The organism is Pantoea sp. EKM10T, assembly GCF_011800685.1.
In the GTDB taxonomy this organism is placed as follows: Bacteria; Pseudomonadota; Gammaproteobacteria; order Enterobacterales; family Enterobacteriaceae; genus Pantoea; species Pantoea agglomerans.
Window position 1 is genome coordinate 44,019 of sequence record NZ_JAALEU010000016.1, and the last position, 18,999, is coordinate 63,017.

Consider the following 18,999-nt stretch of genomic DNA (forward strand, 5'->3'; position numbering starts at 1 on the left):
TGTTTTATCTTTATAGTCATGCCGGCGGGTACGCACCGGCTGAGGAGACCTGGTGTTCAGCGGATAATTAACCCATCTGAAGTATGACTTTGCAGCAGGTGCGCGGATCTTTTTCAAACAGGGTCATCGCACGCTCAATCTCCTGCAGCGGGAAGTAGTGCGTGACCAGTTTCTCTGGCTGGATTAACCCTTTTTCCATCCATTCGATCACCTGGGGGAAACGATTGCTGTTAAGACGTGAGGTAAACAGCGACAGCTCCTTGCTGGTCAGGCTCTGCTGAGTAATGCTGCACGGCTCGCCGGAGAAACCCAGCAGGCCAATGCGCGCGGCCGGTGAGGCGAGGGCAGCTGCTTCAGCCAGAATGGTGGGATGGCAGGCCGCGTCGATAATCAGCGTAGGCTGCACGCCCTCAAGCTGTGCCGCCAGCGGGATTTCGCTGTTATCGAACAGTTGATCGGCACCGCTCTGCTCTGCAAGTGCCAGCCTTTCCGGCAGGCGATCTACCACCATCACCTTTTTAACCTTATAGACGCCCTTCAGCACCTGAATCGCAGTGAGCCCCATCGGACCGGCACCGTAAATCAGCGCCACATCGTCTGGCTGCGGCTTGAGAAATGCGGTGATATTGGCGGCGATCGTGAAAGGCTCAACCAGACTGGCGAGCCGATCGGGGATGCTGTCCGGCAGGGAAAAAGCATTTTTTGCCGGAGCCAGCGCAAACTCGCTGAAGCCGCCGTCACGGTGCACGCCAATCACCTGCAGTGTGGTGCAGACATTGGGACGGCCTACCGAGCAGGGATAGCAGCTGCCGCAGCTCACCACCGGATCCACCGCCACGCGGTCGCCCAGCCGGGCCGGATCAACACCGTCGCCCACCGCGTCAATGACGCCGAAAAATTCGTGACCAATTACCCGTGGATATTTCGCGAACGGGTTATGCCCGTGCCAGATATGCACATCAGAGCCGCAGATACTGGCATAAGCCACTTTGACCCGGACTTCGCCCGCCGCAGGTTGTGGCAGCGGACGTTCAGCCACCACCAGTTCACCCGGCTGTTCAATAACAACGCTTTTCATCAGCTTCTCCTTACCAGTTCCACAGGGTGCCATCTTCAAGACGGGCGACCGGGAGATAGGCAGGTTCATAGGGATATTTCGACGCCAGTTTCTCGTTGAATTCAATGCCGAGACCGGGTTTGTCGCCTGGATGCATGTAGCCCTGGTCAAAGGTCCAGTTAGCATCAAACAGCTCCATCATCTGTTCGGAGAAGCCCATGTACTCCTGCACACCGAAGTTCGGCACCCAGAGGTCAAAGTGCAGTGCAGCCGCCATGCAGACAGGGGAGAGATCAGAAGGACCGTGCGAGCCGGTGCGCACCTGATAGAGCGAGGCAAAATCAGCGATACGCCGCATACCGGTAATGCCGCCCGCATGCGTAATGGTGGTGCGGATGTAGTCGATCAGCTGTTCTTCAATCAGCTGCTTACAATCCCAGATGCTGTTGAACACTTCACCCACGGCAATCGGCGTAACGGTATGCTGGCGGATCAGGCGGAAGCACTCCTGATTCTCAGCAGGCGTCGGATCTTCCATCCAGAACAGGCGATAATCTTCCACGCTCTTGCCAAAACGCGCCGCTTCAATCGGCGTCAGGCGATGATGCATGTCATGCAGCAAGTGCTCGTCGAAACCAAACTTGTCACGGATGGCGGCGAACAGTTTCGGGGTGAAATCGAGGTATTTCTCGGTTGACCAGAGCTGCTCTTCCGGCCAGTTGCCTTTGGTTGCAGGCTCATAGGCCAGACCTTTACCTTTCGCCATGCCGTAGGTGGTTTTCATGCCCGGAACGCCGCACTGCGCGCGAATCGCTTTGAAGCCCAGCTCTTTGTGCTTCGCGTAGTCATCCATCACTTCATCAATGGAGTGGCCGGTGGTGTGGCAATAGACCATCACGCCGGTGCGTGATGCGCCACCCAGCAGCTGATAAACCGGCATATTGGCGGCTTTGCCTTTGATATCCCACAGTGCCATATCGACGGCCGAGATAGCGGACATGGTGACCGGGCCACGACGCCAGTAAGCGCCCTTGTAGAAATATTGCCAGATGTCTTCGATCTGATGCGCATCGCGGCCAATCAGCTGCGGGCAGACGTGATCTTTCAGGTAGGAGGCGACCGGTAATTCACGGCCATTCAGCGTTGCGTCGCCAATGCCGGTCAGACCCTGATCGGTGGTGATCTTTACGGTGACAAAATTTCTGCCTGCGCAGGTTACAAATACTTCTGCCTTAACAATTTTCATCCTGGTTGCCTTAAGTCAGCGTTTAATGATGAAAAAGTACGCTCTTTAATACTACCATACAAGTTAGGGTGGCAGAGTTGTGAACGGAATCACAGAGTGTTTATATTGCCTGAAAACGCCCGTTAAGGCGTGATAAAGCGAGGCAGCAGGAGGGATGTTACGGAGAAAATGGGCGCTAATGGGAGCAGAAGAAAAAGGGGCTTTCGCCCCTGATGTCGGTTCAGGCAAGCAGCGCGCACTGCGGCGGCAGGCGGCAGCTCAGCGCGCCCGCCATCACCTCAATCACGAATTCGCGCCCGGAAAGCGGCTCGCCATCGAGGTTAAAGGTCATCTCATGCGGAGAACGGATCGTCAGTGACTCCAGTTGCGTGGTCACGATGCCGGGATTGTCATCGTCGCCGGTCAGCGAGTGCAGCAGGGTAGGCAGCAACTCCTGCGCGGTGACAACACTGACGTCAAGTCGGCCATCGTTGATCAGGGCAGAAGGGCATAACCGCTGACCGCCGCCCGCCTGACGACCATTACCGATACCGATCACCAGCGCATCACCCTGCCAGGCAAAATCGGGGCCGCTGATCTCGCAGGTATCCGGTTTCAGCGTATCCATGCGCATCAGGCCGTGAATAAAGTAGGAGACGCCGCCCAGCGCCGACTTCAGCTTTTCCGGCGTTTCAGTCGTGATACGGGTGCCAAACCCGCCGGTCGCCATATTGATGAAGTAGTGGCTCTGGTTTACCCTGGCCAGATCGATGGCACTGGCTTTGCCCTGAATCGCCAGTCGCAGTGCCGGTTCCATCTCTTCCGGGATGCCGACGCTGGTGGCAAAATCGTTGGCGGTACCCAGCGGCAGGATGCCCAGCACCGGGCGATGATCCGCTTCAGAAGAAGCCAGCGCTGTCGCAATTTCATTGATGGTGCCATCGCCACCACCGGCCACCACGGTCGCGGCCTGCAGCGCAATGGCCTCTTTAACGTACCGATCGCCGTCACCTTTTTCAAACGTGACACGCACCGCAATGTCGAAGCCTTCTTCACGCAGGGTCGTAATAGCTTCACGCAGATCATCATTACCCGCGCCTTTCCCATTCAGGATGAGCAGCGTAAGCGGTTTATTATCCATTTTGCGTTCCTTGAAGATCTACAGAGTAAGAAGGGATTTATAACACAGCTGCCAGCAGTAAATTATTGGCGAAAGAGAGAAAAAAGAAAACCCGCACGGGGGAGCCGGGCGGGTAAATGAGGTGGTTCCTGGTAAATCTGCCGTTTATTGTTACTCGTTAGCAGCAGGCGGGACTATAAAGCAGCGCCGCGCAGGGGTCTGTGATCCTGTTCTGATTTCCTCAAAATGTTTCCGTTGGTAAACGATTATGAGGGTCCCGGGTATCTTCACCGTGATCGAAGTTGCGCAGCAGCAGTGCAAAACGCAGATCCACCTCCTCTGGCACCCGCAGCCAGACGCGATGGCCATCGCCCGGGGCAACTTCAGTGGGCTCACCACGTGCATTCTGCAGCGCGTCCAGCTGGCAATTCAGGTTCCCCTGAGGCGTCATGATCTCCACGCTGTCGTGCAGCATAAACTTATTCTTCACCGCCACTTCAGCCCATTCGCCCCGGCGTTCGCCGGTGAATTCGCCGACAAACTGCTGGCGGTCGGACACCGAAAAGCCCTGCTGATAATTCTGGTAGCTGTCGTGAGTGTGGCGACGCAGGAAGCCTTCGGTATAGCCACGATGTGCCAGGCCTTCCAGGGTTAACAGCAGTGAGGGATCAAACGGCTTACCGGCAGCGGCATCATCAATCGCCCGGCGATAAACCTGAGCGGTGCGGGCGCAGTAGTAGTAGGACTTGGTGCGTCCCTCAATCTTCAGCGAATGAACGCCCATCTCGCTGAGCCGCTCCACGTGCGCAACCGCGCGCAGATCCCGCGAGTTCATGATGTAGGTTCCGTGCTCATCTTCGAATGCGCTCATCACCTCGCCGGGCTTCATCTTCTCTTCCAGCAGAAACACCTTGTCGGTGGGCTGACCAACGCCCAGCGTTGGCGTCACATCCTGTACGGCGACAGGCTGGTGGATACCGACGATATTCCCCACCTCATCCTGCTGACCCTCCGCCACTTTATACTCCCAGCGGCAGGCGTTGGTGCAGGTTCCCTGATTCGGGTCGCGTTTGTTCATATAGCCGGAGAGCAGGCAGCGACCGGAGTAGGCCATGCAGAGTGCGCCATGGACAAAGACTTCCAGCTCCATCTCCGGGACCTGCTGGCGGATCTCGGCGATCTCCTCCAGCGACAGCTCGCGTGACAGAATCACCCGGCTCAGCCCCATCTGCTGCCAGAATTTTACCGTGGCCCAGTTAACCGCATTGGCCTGCACCGACAGATGAACCGGCATCGTCGGGAAAGCGTCGCGCACCAGCATGATCAGGCCGGGATCGGACATGATCAGCGCGTCGGGCTGCATCGCCACTACCGGCGCTAAGTCACGAATAAAGGTTTTCAGCTTGGCGTTGTGCGGCGCAATGTTCACTACCACGTAGAATTTTTTACCCAGCGCGTGCGCTTCACTGATGCCCAGCGCGAGGTTTTCGTGGGTGAATTCGTTGTTGCGCACCCGCAGGCTGTAGCGCGGCTGGCCGGCATAGACGGCATCGGCACCATAAGCAAACGCGTAACGCATGTTCTTCAGGGTGCCAGCGGGGGAAAGCAGTTCGGGTTTCATGATTTTCTCACTGATGTCAGGTCAGCATGTCGCCTCAGGCGGCAGGTGCAGGGCAGTGAAGCCCTGCAAAAGGTGCGGAATTGTAGGCAGTGAGAAAAGGGAAGTAAATTGATCGGGATCAAACTAGATCAAATGACAGGCATCGGCTTCCCAGCGATAGCCCATGCCGTAGACGGCGCGGATAAAAGGTTGCTCGCTATCGAGAGTCTCCAGCTTGCGCCGCAGGTTCTTTATATGGCTGTCGATGGTGCGGTCCGTGACCACGCGGTAGTCATCATAGAGATGGTTAAGCAGCTGTTCGCGTGAAAAGACCTTGCCCGGCTCCAGCGAAAGCGTTTTCAGCAGACGGAACTCCGCCGGCGTGAGATCCAGCGGCTTGTCGCGCCAGCTGGCGAAGAAGCGGCTCTCATCGACGCGAAGTAACGAGGCGCTTTGCGGCTCTTCCGCCGACCGTTTTACCCGGCGCAGAATCGTTTTAACTCGCGCCACGACTTCACGCGGGCTGAAGGGTTTACAGATGTAGTCATCCGCGCCCAGTTCCAGCCCCAGCAGCCGATCGATCTCCTCGGTGCGGGCGGTGACCATAATAATCGGCAGTTCGGAATGACGACGGATTTCACGGCACAGCGTTAAACCGTCGGTGCCTGGCAGCATCAAATCCAGCAGCATCAGGTCCGGTGGCGTCTGGCGCACGTACTCCAGCACCGCGTTGCCGTCAGCAATGTGATGGGTACGGTAGTTCGAGGCATGCAGATAATCGATCATCAGCTGCGCCAGTTTCGGCTCATCTTCGACCACCAGAATCAGCGGGTCGTGGTTTTCCAGGCTCATAAGCGTCTACACAAGGGGAACATAGCGCAAGTGTAGCGCGATTTTCAGTCCACCTAAATCAGAGTGCGCCGCATGAATATCGCCGCCATGCGCGTCAGCGATATTTTTACAGATGGCCAGGCCCAGGCCCGAGCCACCGCTGGCGCGATTGCGCGAGCCTTCGGTGCGGAAGAAGCGCTCAAAAATCTGGGCCTGATGTTCCCCATCCACGCCCGGTGCGCTGTCATCAAACTCGATGCGCCAGTTGGGTGCCTCATAGTTCAGCGTCACTTCAACCCGGCCCCCGCTGTCGGTGTAGCGCAGGCTGTTCTCCAGCAGATTAGTGAACAACTGCATCAGGCGGTCGGGATCGCCAAAGAAGGGGGCGTTATCGGGCAGATTGAGTTTCAGCGTCAGCCCGTGTGCACGATAGCGTTCGGCAAAGCTGCCTGCCGTCACTTCCAGCAGCTGCACCAGATCGGTTGCCTGTTTGCGGTAGGCAAGGGCGCCCTCATCGGACAGCGACAGCTGATGCAGATCGTCGACCAGCTTGGTCAGCACCACCACTTCGCTTTGTAGCGAGGCGATCGCTTCCGGCGTCAGTTTGCGCACGCCATCCTGCATCGCTTCCAGTTCACCGCGCAGGATCGCCAGTGGTGTGCGTAATTCATGGGAGATATCGGCCATAAAGGCGCGGCGCATGCTCTCATTTTTCTCCAGCGAGCTGGCAAGGAGGTTAAAGTCCCTGGCCAGCTGGCCCAGCTCATCCCGGCTGCTGACCTCAACGCGGGTGGCAAAATTACCGGCCGCCAGATGATGGGTGCCGTCAACCAGTCGTTTGACCGGAGCCAGCAGACCGCGCGCCATCAGCCAGGTTGCCAGCGCCGCCAGCAGCGTGGACAGCCCGACGATAATCCAGCTGGTGCGCCGCTGCTGCTGATCAAAGTTAATGTCGGTGCTGCGCGTCAGCCGCTCCGGCGGCGAGCCGATGACCCAGCCGACCACTTTATTATTGCTGGTGGTGATATTGCGTCGCGTGCCTTCGGGCGGCACCGGCGATTTTGGCCCGGCCAGCACTTTATATTGCTGATCGAGGATCCAGAACTGGGTGCGCCAGCCGTGCGGCGGCAGCTGACTGTTACTGTCGGGATTCTGCTCCAGCGAACGCAGCATGGTGAACACCAGCCGGTCGTTGTGGCGCAAAAAATCCCAGTTGCCGTGCTGCTCATACTGATCGGCCAGAGCATCGCTGAGCAGATTTAACCGCTGCTCGTTGCCGCGCTTAATGTAGTCGACAAAGCCATGCTCGAAACTGAGGCGAACCCCCCAGTGCATGGTAATCAGCACCAGCATGCAGGTGGCGAAAATCGCCATAAACAGTTTGGCCCCGATGCCCAGGCGCAGGTTATCTCTCATTTTTTTCTCCGGCGTCGCAAATCAACGTTGGTACTCACCTGTGGCGGCACGCGCCAGAACACCAGCGCGGGCAGGATGATAATCAGCGACATGCAAAGGTAGGTATAAATAAACATCTGATGTTCCGCCGTGCTGTTCGCTGCGCTTTCCTGAGCAAATGCCCCCAGCAGCAGCCCGGCCACGGTAACGCCGATACTCATCGACAGCTGCATAATCATCGACAGCAGGCTGTTGCCGCTGGACGCCAGCTCATCGGGCAGCTCCTTCAGCGTCAGGGTATTCATTGAAGAGAAGCGGATGGCGTTGACCATGCCCTGCAGAAACAGCACCAGTGGCAGCAGCCAGACCCAGCCCAGAATTGCCACCAGCGGGAACAGCAGGACCACCAGCGCCAGTGCCACGGTCGACATCACCAGCACGTTGCGGTAGCCAAAGAGATTGACGATGCGCACCACAATGCGTTTCATCCCCATATTCCCCAGCACCATCGGAATCATCATCAGACCGGCGTGAAACGGGCTGTAACCCATGCCGAGCTGCAGAAAGATAGGCGTCATAAAGGGCAGCATGCCGCTGCCGATGCGGCCGGTAAAACTGCCGAGCAGGCCGATGGAGTAGATGCGATTATCAAACAGCTTCAGGCTGAACAGCGCATTATCATTGCCGCGCGCATGCATCAGGTAGAACAGCAGAGAGAACATACCAATGAGGATCATGGCACCCAGCAGCAGCGGAGAGCCGCCACTGCTGCGCTGACCATCCAGCGCCAGTGTCAGGGTTGCCATTCCGGCGGCCAGCAGGATAAAACCGCCGAAATCAAAGCGCCGCGTCTGCATGCTGTAGTTGGGCATCAGCATCAGGGTGGCGATAGCGCCTGCAATGCCGACCGGGATATTGATCAGAAAGATCCAGTGCCAGCTGGCGTACTCCACCAGCACACCGCCCAGCGCCGGACCCAGCAGCGGGCCAATCTGGCCGGGCAGAGTGACAAACGTCATGGCGGACATATACTGTTCGCGCGGCACGATTTTCATCACCGTCAGGCGACCCACCGGCACCATCATGGCCCCGCCAATCCCCTGAACCACCCGCGACAGCACCAGCTGGTCCAGGGTGCCGGAAAGGGCGCACAGCAGTGATCCCAGGCTGAACAGCACAATCGCGCAGAAGAAAATGTTGCGCACGCCAAAGCGATCGGCCAGCCAGCCGCTGACCGGCAGCATCACCGCCACCGTCAGCACGTAATAGACGATGACCGAGTGCATGTGCAGCGGGCTGACACCCAGATCGTGCGCCATCGACGGGATCGCGGTATTCACGATGGTGGTATCCAGCGTCTGCATAAAGAAGCCGATGGCAACAATCCACAGTTGCCAGCGGACGTTAGTGCTTTGCGTACTCATCGATCCCCCCGATAAAGGCGTCACGTCCGATGCCTGCTGCTGCCATACCTGTTACGGCTGCTGCGCGGCGGCCAGCGGGCGTTTTTTACGGCGCAATTTATTCATCATTAAATAGACCACCGGCGTGGTGTAGAGCGTCAGTAACTGGCTCATTACCAGCCCGCCTGCAATGGTAATCCCCAGCGGCTGACGCAGCTCTGCGCCGTCGCCGCTGGTCAGCACCAGCGGCAGCGCGCCAAACAGCGCCGCCAGCGTCGTCATCATAATCGGCCGGAAGCGCAACAGGCACGCCTGGAAAATTGCCTCCCGCGCGCTGAGCTGGCCGTTGCGCTCTGCCTCCAGCGCAAAATCGACCATCATGATGGCGTTCTTTTTCACGATACCGATCAGCAGCAGAATACCGATCAGCGCAATCAGGCTGAAGGGCGTATCGAACAGCTCCAGCGCCAGCAGTGCACCGACACCCGCCGAGGGCAGGGTAGAGAGGATCGTCAGCGGATGGACATAGCTCTCATAGAGGATCCCCAGCACGATATAGACTGCCGCAATCGCCGCCAGCATCAGCCAGAGCTGATTGCTTTGCGACTGCTGAAACACCTGCGCCGTACCGGCAAAGCTGCCGCGCACGCTGGAGGGCACGCCAATCGCGGTCATGGTGCGTTCAATTGCCTCCGACGCCTGCGACAGCGACACCCCTTCCGGCAGGTTAAATGAGATGGTCGAGGCGGCAGACAGCCCTTCATGATTGACCGAGAGCGGCGCATTCGCGGGCTGCCAGTGGGCGAACCACGACAGCGGAATCGCTTTACCTTCGCTGTTTATCACGAACATCTGCGACAGGGCGCTGATATCCTGGGTGTAGCGCGGATCGACCTCCATCACCACTTTGTACTGGTTAAGCGGCTGATAGATGGTGGAGATCTGACGCTGACCAAAGGCGTTATTCAGCAGGGCATTGGCCTGAGAGACATCGATGCCAAGCCGCGCCATACTTTCCCGGTCATAGGTCAGCGCCATTTCGCTGCCTTTATCCTGCTGATCGGAGTTCACATCCGCCAGCTGTGGCAGGGCAGAGAACGCCTGACGGATTTTTGGCTCCCACTCACGCAGGGCGTTAAGGTCGTCCGACAGCAGGGAATATTGATAACCGGCATTCGATTCCCGACCGCCGACGCGCAGATCCTGCACCGCATTCAGATAGAGACTCGCCCCGGGTTCTTTCGCCAGCTTATTGCGCAGGCGGGCGATAATCTCCACTGCGCTCTCTTTCCTCTCCGACAGCGGCTTCAGCGAGATAAACATAGAGCCGCTGTTGGTACGCATCCCGCCGGTGAAGCCCACCACGCTCTCTACCGCCGGATCGGCCCCGACAATCTCCATAAAATCCTGCAGCTTACTGCGCATCGCCTGAAACGAAATGCTCTGGTCGGCAGAGATAAAACCGGAAAGTCGTCCGGTATCCTGCTCCGGCATAAAGGTTTTCGGAATATGGACAAACAGCCAGCCGGTCAGGACGATGGTGGCGAAAAACAGCACCATCACCCAGCGCGCATGGTTCAGTACCACGCTAAGCGAGCGGCCATAGCCCTGCTGGATCGCCATCAGTAACCGGCCCGCGCCGCGCTGACGCGGCTGACTGCGCGGCGCGTGCGGCTTCAGCAGATAGGCGCACATCACCGGCGTCAGGGTGACCGAGATAAACAGCGAGATTACGATAGCCACCGACAGCGTAATGGCAAATTCTGAGAAGAAGCGGCCAATCAGTCCGCCGATCATCAGCAGCGGCAGGAACACGGCAATCAGTGACAGGCTCATCGACAACACGGTAAAGCCGACTTCACGCACCCCTTTCAGCGCGGCGGCCAGCGGCTTCATGCCCGCTTCTACGTGTCGGGCAATGTTCTCCAGCACTACAATCGCATCATCCACCACAAAGCCGGTGGCGATGGTCAGCGCCATCAGCGACAGGTTGTTGAGGCTGAAGCCGCACAGGTACATCGCGGCGAAGGTGCCGATCAGTGAAACCGGCACCGCGACGGCGGGGATCAGCGTGGCGCGGCCCGAACGCAGGAAAACAAACACTACCAGAATCACCAGCGCCACGGCGATCACCAGCGACTGCTCCACCTCATGCAGCGAGGCGCGAATGGTGGGTGAACGATCCTGAGCGATCTGCAGATCGATGGCGGCCGGGATCACCTCATGCAGCAGTGGCATTTCGGCGCGGATGCGGTCCACCGTATCGATGACGTTGGCTTCAGGTGTTTTGCGGATCAGCAGCAGCACCGCCGGTTTACCGCGCGACATCCCGGCGTTGCGTACGTCCTGCACTGAATCTTCGACTGTCGCCACATCCGACAGCCTGACCGCCGCGCCGTTGTTGTAATGCACTATCAGCGGCTGATACTCACTGGCGGTCTGCAGCGCGTCATTGGTACGCAACTGCCAGCGCTGCTGCGAATCATCCAGTGCGCCCTGCGGCCGTCGCTGATTGGCGTTGGAAATGGCGGTGCGCACTGCATCCAGCGAGACGCCCTGATTAAACAGCGCCTGTGGATTCAGGGCCACGCGGACCGCAGGCAGCGAGCTGCCACCCACGGTGACGTCGCCCACGCCCTCAATCTGTGACAGTTTCTGCGCCAGCTGGGTCGAGGCGTAATCGTAGAGCTGACCCGGATTATAGGTATCCGAGGTCAGCGTCATGATCATAATCGGCGCATCTGAAGGGTTCACTTTGCGATAGGTCGGGCGCGACGGCATCCCGGTAGGCAGCAGGCTTTGCGCCGCGTTAATCGCGGCCTGAACATCGCGCGCGGCTCCGTTGATGTCGCGATCAAAATCAAACACCAGAATGATGCGGGTGCTGCCCAGCGAACTGGTTGAGGTCATTTCACTGACGCCCGCGATGCGTCCCAGTGAACGCTCCAGCGGCGTGGCCACCGACGACGCCATGATCTCCGGCGCGGCACCCGGCAGCGAAGCCGAGATAACGATCACCGGAAAATCAACCTGCGGCAGCGGCGCCACCGGCAGCAGCCGGAAACCCAGCATCCCCGCCAGTGCGATGGCCAGCGTCAGCAGCGTGGTGGCGACGGGCCGGTTGATGAACAGGGCAAAGAACTTCACTCTGCGGCCTCCGTGCGGGCAAAGCGGCGGCGGGTGGCGTGCGCCAGTCGATCAAACAGCAGGTAGATCACCGGGGTGGTAAACAGGGTCAGCACCTGGCTCAGAATCAGCCCGCCGACCATGGCAATCCCCAGCGGATGACGCAGTTCGGCACCGACGCCGGTGCTGAGCATCAGCGGCAGCGCGCCGAGCAGGGCGGCCAGCGTGGTCATCAGAATCGGGCGGAAGCGCAGCAGGCAGGCCTGATAAATGGCATCAACAGGCTTCATACCCTGTTCACGCTCGGCCGCCAGCGCAAAGTCGATCATCATGATGGCGTTCTTTTTCACGATGCCGATCAGCAGGATGATGCCGATTATCGCCACGATATCCAGCTCATTGCCGCTGAGCATCAGCGCCAGCAGCGCGCCGACACCCGCCGTAGGCAGCGTTGAGAGAATTGTGATGGGGTGAATAAAGCTCTCATAAAGCACGCCCAGCACGATGTACATCGCCACAATAGCCGCCACAATCAGCCAGACAGTGCTGCTCAGCGCCGCCTCAAACGCCAGCGTGCTGCCCTGGAACTGCGTCATCAGCTCTGCGGGCATGCCAAGCTCGGCTTCAGCCTGCGACACCGCTTTCACCGCATCTTCCAGCGAATAGCCGTCAGCCACGTTGAAGGAGAAGGTCGCCGACGGGAACTGGTCGAGGTGGTTAATGCTGAGCGGCGTGTTGCGCTGTTCAATGCGGGCAATGGCGCTCAGCGGTACGCTGCCGCCGTCGCTGCTGTTAAGGCGAATCGCCTCCAGGCTCTCCATGCCTGGAGTGGCACTATTGTCCTGCTCCAGCACCACCCGATACTGGTTCGCCTGAGTATAAATGGTGGAGATGAGCCGCTGACCAAAAGCGTTGTACAGCGCGTTATCGACATCCGCCATGCTGATGCCGAGGCGGCTGGCGCTGTCGCGGTCCACTTTGACATAGGCTTCCAGTCCCTGATCCTGCCAGTCACTGCTGACATCGCGCAGCTGTGGCAGGGTGCTGAGCCGGGTCAGCAGCGCCGGAACCCAGGTGCTGAGCGACGACAGTGAACCCGATTGCAGCGTGAACTGATAGGGCGTACGGCTCGCTTGGGTATCGATGGTGAGATCCTGCACCGCCTGCAGCCACAGCTGCACGCCCGGTACCTCACTGACCTGCTGTTGCAGACGCTGCTGAATAGCAGGAATGCGGTCGTCGCGTTGATCCAGCGGTTTGAGGTTGATCTGCAGACGCGCGCTGTTCAGCGAGGCATTGGTGCCATCCACGCCGACAAACGAAGTCATGCTCTCCACTGCCGGATCTTTCATGATGATGGAGGCGACATCGCGGGTGCGCTGCGCCATGCTGGCATAGGAGACCGACTGCGGTGCCTGCAGCGTGCCCTGAATAATGCTGTTGTCCTGCTGCGGGAAAAAGCCTTTCGGAATGATCATCCACAGCACCAGCGTCAGCACCAGGGTGCCAAGCGCCACCGACAGCGTGAGCCAGGGATGATTAAGTACCCGTTTCAGGCCGCGGCCATAGGCGGCCACGATACGATCAAACATCGCTTCGCTGGCCCGCGAAAAGCGGTTCTGTTTGCGCAGCGACTCCGCGCTCAGCATCCTGGCGCACATCATCGGCGTCAGGGTCAGTGACACCACCGCTGAAATCAGAATCGCCACCGCCAGCGTCACGGCAAATTCGCGGAACAGACGGCCGATCACGTCGCCCATAAACAGCAGCGGGATCAGGACCGCAATCAGCGAGAAGGTGAGGGAGATGATGGTAAAGCCGATCTCGCCGGCACCTTTCAGCGCGGCGGTCAGCGGCTTTTCCCCTTTCTCGATATAGCGTGAGATGTTCTCAATCACCACGATGGCATCATCGACCACAAAGCCGGTGGCGATGGTCAGCGCCATCAGCGTCAGGTTGTTAATTGAAAAGCCGAGGAAGTACATCGCCGCGAAGGTGCCGATCAGTGACAGAGGCACCGCAACCGCCGGGATCAGCGTGGCGGGCACGTTGCGCAGAAACAGATAGATAATCATCACCACCAGCGCCATCGCCAGCATCAGCTCATACTGCGTGTCGTTGACCGAAGCACGAATATTGGTGGTGCGGTCGGTGAGCAGTTTAACCTCCACCGACTTCGGCAGGGCTGCGGTCAGGGCGGGCAACATGGCACGGATATTATCTGCTGTGGCGATGATATTGGCACCAGGCTGACGCTGAACGTTGAGCACAATCGCCGCATCGCGGTTGGCCCAGGCGCCGAGCCAGCTGTTTTCTGCTCCCTGTTCTATGGTCGCCACGTCGCCAAGACGCACCGGTGCGCCGTTTTTGTAGCTGATAATCAGCTGGCGATAATCCTCCGCTGATTTCATCTGGTCATTGGCTGACAGGGTAACTGAGCGGGTCGGACCATCCAGGCTGCCTTTGGCGGAGTTAACGTTGGCATTGCTGATAGCGGTCCGCACCGTTTCGCTGGTCAGACCCAGCGCAGCCAGCGCCTGCGCATTCATTTTCACCCGCACCGCCGGACGCTGACCGCCCGATAGCGTCACCAGTCCTACGCCGCTGACCTGAGAGATTTTCTGCGCCACCCGCGTTTCCACCATGTCCTGCACCTGCGTCAGCGGCATGCTGCGCGTGGTGACGGCAAGCGTCATGATCGGTGGATCGGCAGGATTCACTTTGCTGTAGACCGGCGGATTAGGCAGGTCGTTGGGCAGCAGGTTAGTGGCGGAGTTAATGGCAGCCTGCACCTCCTGCTCTGCGACATCCAGCGGTAGCGTCAGCTGGAACTGCAGCGTCACCACCGAGGCACCGCCGGAGCTTTGCGACGCCATCTGTTTCAGGCCAGACATCTGACCAAACTGGCGCTCAAGCGGCGCGGTGATGGAGGAGGTGACCACATCCGGGCTGGCACCCGGATAGAGCGTGACGACCTGGATCGTCGGATAGTCGACTTCCGGCAGCGCCGAGACCGGCAGGAAGCGGTAGCCCAGCACCCCGGCCAGCAGGATCGCAATCATCAACAGCGTGGTGGCGACCGGCCGCAGGATAAACTGGCGTGACGGTCCGCCACTGTGATCGGGAGGCATGACCTGCATTACTCACGCTCTCCTTTTGACGGCAGGGTGGCGCGGGTAGCGCGCGGTGCGTTGCTCTGCGGCGCGACCACCTCGACTTTTGCGCCTTCCGTCAGGCGATCCAGCCCATCGGTCACGACGCGTTCGCCCGCCTCCAGACCGGCGCTGACCACCACTTTCTCGCTATCCTGCAAGCCGGCAATCACGCTTTTCTTGCTGACCTTGTTGTCACTGTTAACCACCCAGACAAAGTTGCCTTCGTTGCCCATCTGCAGCGCGGCAGGTGGGATAACAATCGCATCCTGCAGGGTGTTGACCTTCAGCCGCACATTCACGAACTGATTGGGGAACAGCGTGTCGTCCTGATTATCAAAACGCGCTTTGATTTTGATGGTGCCGGTGGTGACATCAATCTGGTTATCAAGGCTTAGCAGTTTGCCGCTGGCGATCAGATTCTGATTACTGCGATCCCAGGCCTCCACCAGCAGCGATTCACCGCTTTTCTGCGCCTTGAGAATGGAACTGATGCTGTTCTCAGCCAGGGTAAAGACCACATCAATCGGGTGCGTCTGGGTGATCACCACGATACCGGTGGTGTCGCCGCTGGTGACGTAGTTGCCGACGTCCACCTGTTTCAGCCCGACCCGGCCGGCAATCGGCGCAGTGATCCGGCTGTAGGTAAGATTGAGCTGCGCACTGGCGACGCTTCCTTCATCCGCTTTCAGCGTGCCGAGCGTTTCACTGACCAGTGAGCGCTGGGTATCCAGCTCCTGTTGCGACACCAGCGAGGTTTTTGCCAGCTTCTCGAAGCGCGCCAGGTCACGACGGGCGTTGGCCAGCGTCGCCTGATCTTTTGCCAATTGGCCCTGCGCCTGCGTTAACGCCACCTGATAAGGCCGCGGGTCGACTTCTGCCAGTAGCTCGCCCGCTTTCACCTGCTGCCCTTCGGTGAAGTGGATTGCCAGCAGATCGCCATTGACCCGGCTGCGCACCGTGGCCGTGTTAGCCGCGGTCACCGTACCCAGTCCACTCAGATAGTGCGGCACGCTCTGGCTGGTGGCCGTAGCGGCCTGAACCGGCGCGAGGGGACGACGGGCACCGTCACCGCCGCCTTTGCCGCCACGTGGCGCAGGTGCGTCACTCTGACTGCTGCTCTGCGGCTGGGCATGGCGCTGCCAGGCATAATAGCCGCCAGCGGCCACGGCGATCAGGGCCAGCACGATAAGGGTTTTCTTCATAACAGGATGTCGGGTGCTCATGATTGTTGGTGCTCTCCAGCAGTGACGTAGTCCCAGGCGCAGGCATCAAATGGGTAGCCTGCAAACGACAGAGTGTAGCCGCCTCTGACGGGCAGAAGTTGAAGGAAATAAGGATATCTGTCAGGGCGGGGTAATTATGCCTGTTCTTTCATTAATCGCATCACAATCGTCATAAAGCCGTGAAATCACTTTGCTATGCTGAAAGACAGACGGTTTTTTCAGGCAAATAAGGAGCAGTAAATGAGTCAGAATCAAACCCGGCAGTTGGGTGACAGTGGTATCGCGGTGCCGTTGCTGACGTTTGGCGGCAACGTGTTTGGCTGGACAGTGGATCAAACCACCTCCTTTTCTCTGCTGGATGCGCTGGTGGATCGAGGCCTGTGGTTTATCGATACCGCCGACGTCTATTCCCGCTGGGCACCGGGCAATAAAGGCGGTGAATCGGAAACCATTATGGGTGAATGGCTGAAAAAAAGCGGCAAACGCGACCAGATCGTGCTGGCAACCAAGGTCGGCATGGAATTGTCGCCGGAGAAAACCGGGCTGAAACCGCAATATATCCGTCAGGCAGTTGAAGATTCACTGCGCCGGTTGCAGACCGACTATATCGATCTCTACCAGGCGCACCGCGACGATCAGGATACGCCGCTGGCAGAAACCCTGAGCGCCTTTGACAGCCTGATCAGAGAGGGCAAAGTGCGGGCGATTGGTGCTTCCAATTACAGCGCGGCACGGCTGCAGGAGGCGTTGCAGGTCAGTGAAACGCAGGGGCTGGCGCGCTATGAAACCCTGCAACCTGAATACAACCTTTATGACCGCCAGCCCTATGAGTCGGAGCTGGAGCCGGTGGTGATGGCGCAGGGGCTGGGCGTTATTAACTACTATTCACTCGCCAGCGGCTTTCTCAGTGGCAAATACCGCGAGGCGGCGGATGCCGGTAAAAGCGCGCGCGGTCAGGGTGTCGTAGATAAATACCTTAACCCGCGCGGTTTGCGGATCCTGGACGCACTGGATGCTATCAGCGAAGCGCATCAGGTGACGCCGACGCAGGTGGCGCTGGCCTGGCTGATCGCCCGTCCCGGCATCACCGCACCGATTGTCAGTGCCACCTCGCTGAAACAGCTCGACGATCTGACTGGCGCGATGCAGCTGACGCTGACCCCGGCGCAGATTGAACAACTGAATCAGGCAAGCCAGTAAACACAAGGGGCGATAGCGCCCCTTTTTACGCTGCACCTGTCAAAAAATACGCACCCCGCCCAGAGAATAACCAATCAGCGATCCCGATCACAAATGCGTTAATAAACGGATGTTACGGGTAATTATGCGCACGTATTTACAAAAAACAGAGGTTATCCAGCACTATCCTCTGCGCGTCATTTTCCGTAACTTACATAAGAATAAGCAAGATGAAAAACAGAAAAGCAGAGCAGCGTTTCCCGCTGCGCCGTGTGGCAACCGGCACCCTGATCCTGGCCATGTTTTCCGCGCAGGCGTTGGCCGCTGACGCCCTGAGTCCGGACTCCGAATGGATGTTTGGTGACTGGGGCGGGTACCGAACGCAGCTGCAGGACGACGGCATTAAGTTTGACGTTAACTACACCATGGAAAGCGCCGCGAATTTAGGCGGCGGGGCAGATACCAATACCACCATGCGCTACAGCGATCAGTGGTCGTTTGGCACCAATTTCGATCTGCAGAAGCTGCTGGACTGGCAGGATGCCGAGTTCCAGATGACCGTGACCAGTCGTAACGGACAGAATCTTTCTGAACAGGTCGCGGATCAACGCACCGGTATGCTCTCCTCGGTGCAGGAGGTTTACGGTCGCGGCCAGACCTGGCGTCTGACCCAGTTCTGGTTACGCAAAGGATTGTTTAACGATGTGGTCGATGTGAAAGCCGGGCGGGTGACGGTAGGGGAAGACTTCGATAACTTCGATGGCAATCTGTTCCAGAACCTGGCGCTGGGTAGCGGGCAGGCGGGTAACTGGCGCGGCGATCGCTGGTTTAACTGGCCGGTCTCGCAGTGGGGCGGCCGGGTGAAATTCAATATCACGCCGGACGTTTTCTTCCAGGTCGGTTTCTATAATCAGAACAGCGCTAACTACGATCGCGGTGATGGTTTCCGTCTGGATACCAGCAATTCAGAAGGGAATCTGGTGCCGGTCGAACTGGGCTGGAAACCAACCTTCGGGCCGGAGAAATTACCGGGTAACTACCGCATCGGCTATTACTATTCCTCAGTGGATGGCGATGTTTATGGCAGCTGGCGCAACGGCGGCTATCAGGATCAGGCCCATTCCTATGGCGGCTATCTGCTGTTACAGCAACAGCTGACCGCGCAGGATGGCGATGTGAATCGCGGTCTGGGCGTGCGGGTGCAGGCGGTGATGAACGATCACAAGACCTCAAAGACCGACAACTACCAGTCTATTGCGTTTACCTGGACAGGCCCGTTTGATGCCCGTCCTCAGGATGAGATCGGCGTGGGCGCATCACGTGTTCATGTGAACAGCGACTATACCCGCTCACTGCGTCAGCAGAATCAGGCTAATGGCGAGAGCCGCTTTGACAGCCCGACCTATCTGCCGATTCAGGAAGGCTCAGAGTACAACTATGAGGTTTACTACAACGCTAAAGTAACTAACTGGATGTCACTGCGTCCTAACCTGCAGTATGTGGTTGCCCCTGGCGCAGTCAGTGAAGTGAAAGATGCGTTTATCGGCGGTATCAGCGCCAATATTGCATTCTGATTTTCCGGGCGAGCGAGCCGCAGTACGGGCCTGAGCACCTCTGCTGCTGCCGGGCCGTCCTCGCGCCGCTCACGCGGTACCTTCGGCTTTGACGTCGTGCCGACGAACCGT

At 58.6% G+C, this 18,999-nt stretch carries 12 protein-coding genes; 2 read left to right on the plus strand and 10 right to left on the minus strand.

Features of this window, described 5'->3' with window-relative positions:
• Positions 1-67 precede the first annotated feature (67 nt).
• The 10 genes from HFD95_RS21040 to HFD95_RS21085 all read right to left on the minus strand — a co-directional run bounded on the left by HFD95_RS21040 (position 68) and on the right by HFD95_RS21085 (position 16,135).
• Complete coding sequence (locus tag HFD95_RS21040; protein ID WP_033788256.1) at positions 68-1,078, minus strand: Zn-dependent oxidoreductase; 1,011 nt, start codon at positions 1,076-1,078, stop codon at positions 68-70.
• A 10-nt stretch (positions 1,079-1,088) separates the two neighbouring features.
• Entirely contained in the window at positions 1,089-2,303 is a 1,215-nt protein-coding gene (gene manD, locus HFD95_RS21045; RefSeq protein ID WP_010670990.1) for a D-mannonate dehydratase ManD, read from the minus strand.
• 220 nt (positions 2,304-2,523) lie between these two features.
• Positions 2,524-3,423 (minus strand): lipid kinase YegS, encoded by a 900-nt coding sequence (gene yegS / locus HFD95_RS21050; protein WP_033772226.1) that lies wholly within the window; start codon positions 3,421-3,423, stop codon positions 2,524-2,526.
• Between the two features lie 220 nt (positions 3,424-3,643).
• Entirely contained in the window at positions 3,644-5,026 is a 1,383-nt protein-coding gene (yegQ, locus tag HFD95_RS21055) for a tRNA 5-hydroxyuridine modification protein YegQ (protein ID WP_033772224.1), read from the minus strand.
• A 120-nt stretch (positions 5,027-5,146) separates the two neighbouring features.
• Positions 5,147-5,854, minus strand: a complete 708-nt coding sequence (gene baeR / locus HFD95_RS21060; protein WP_010248188.1) for a two-component system response regulator BaeR — start codon at positions 5,852-5,854, stop codon at positions 5,147-5,149.
• 6 nt (positions 5,855-5,860) lie between these two features.
• The gene (gene baeS, locus HFD95_RS21065) at positions 5,861-7,249 is read right to left on the minus strand and encodes a two-component system sensor histidine kinase BaeS (protein ID WP_010670989.1); all 1,389 of its coding nucleotides are present in this window, start codon (positions 7,247-7,249) and stop codon (positions 5,861-5,863) included.
• Positions 7,246-8,652, minus strand: a complete 1,407-nt coding sequence (locus HFD95_RS21070; protein WP_031592103.1) for an MFS transporter — start codon at positions 8,650-8,652, stop codon at positions 7,246-7,248. The genes baeS and HFD95_RS21070 overlap by 4 nt, the downstream gene beginning before the upstream one ends.
• Positions 8,653-8,703: 51 nt before the next feature.
• Positions 8,704-11,778, minus strand: coding sequence for a multidrug efflux RND transporter permease subunit MdtC (gene mdtC / locus HFD95_RS21075; RefSeq protein ID WP_167430685.1), 3,075 nt, complete (start codon positions 11,776-11,778; stop codon positions 8,704-8,706).
• Positions 11,775-14,897 carry an MdtB/MuxB family multidrug efflux RND transporter permease subunit gene (locus HFD95_RS21080; RefSeq protein ID WP_010248179.1) on the minus strand — a complete coding sequence of 1,041 codons (3,123 nt, stop codon included), beginning with the start codon at positions 14,895-14,897 and terminating at the stop codon, positions 11,775-11,777. Before HFD95_RS21080 ends, mdtC begins: the two co-directional genes overlap by 4 nt.
• Positions 14,897-16,135, minus strand: a complete 1,239-nt coding sequence (locus tag HFD95_RS21085; protein ID WP_033772217.1) for an MdtA/MuxA family multidrug efflux RND transporter periplasmic adaptor subunit — start codon at positions 16,133-16,135, stop codon at positions 14,897-14,899. Before HFD95_RS21085 ends, HFD95_RS21080 begins: the two co-directional genes overlap by 1 nt.
• A 240-nt stretch (positions 16,136-16,375) precedes the next feature.
• On the opposite strand from HFD95_RS21085, the gene HFD95_RS21090 reads away from it, so the two are divergent.
• Positions 16,376-17,335: an aldo/keto reductase gene (locus HFD95_RS21090; RefSeq protein WP_010670985.1), complete on the plus strand. Its 960-nt coding sequence runs from the start codon at positions 16,376-16,378 to the stop codon at positions 17,333-17,335.
• Positions 17,336-17,544: 209 nt separating this feature from the next.
• Positions 17,545-18,888 (plus strand): carbohydrate porin, encoded by a 1,344-nt coding sequence (locus HFD95_RS21095; RefSeq protein WP_163763075.1) that lies wholly within the window; start codon positions 17,545-17,547, stop codon positions 18,886-18,888.
• Positions 18,889-18,999: the final 111 nt, after the last annotated feature.

Coding starts and splice junctions, on each gene's coding strand:
- HFD95_RS21040 (WP_033788256.1), bottom strand. CDS start 1,078: ATGAAAAGCGTTGTTATTGAACAGCCGGGTGAACTGGTGGTGGCTGAA.
- manD (WP_010670990.1), bottom strand. CDS start 2,303: ATGAAAATTGTTAAGGCAGAAGTATTTGTAACCTGCGCAGGCAGAAAT.
- yegS (WP_033772226.1), bottom strand. CDS start 3,423: ATGGATAATAAACCGCTTACGCTGCTCATCCTGAATGGGAAAGGCGCG.
- baeR (WP_010248188.1), bottom strand. CDS start 5,854: ATGAGCCTGGAAAACCACGACCCGCTGATTCTGGTGGTCGAAGATGAG.
- baeS (WP_010670989.1), bottom strand. CDS start 7,249: ATGAGAGATAACCTGCGCCTGGGCATCGGGGCCAAACTGTTTATGGCG.
- HFD95_RS21070 (WP_031592103.1), bottom strand. CDS start 8,652: ATGAGTACGCAAAGCACTAACGTCCGCTGGCAACTGTGGATTGTTGCC.
- HFD95_RS21080 (WP_010248179.1), bottom strand. CDS start 14,897: ATGCAGGTCATGCCTCCCGATCACAGTGGCGGACCGTCACGCCAGTTT.
- HFD95_RS21085 (WP_033772217.1), bottom strand. CDS start 16,135: ATGAGCACCCGACATCCTGTTATGAAGAAAACCCTTATCGTGCTGGCC.
- HFD95_RS21090 (WP_010670985.1), top strand. CDS start 16,376: ATGAGTCAGAATCAAACCCGGCAGTTGGGTGACAGTGGTATCGCGGTG.
- HFD95_RS21095 (WP_163763075.1), top strand. CDS start 17,545: ATGAAAAACAGAAAAGCAGAGCAGCGTTTCCCGCTGCGCCGTGTGGCA.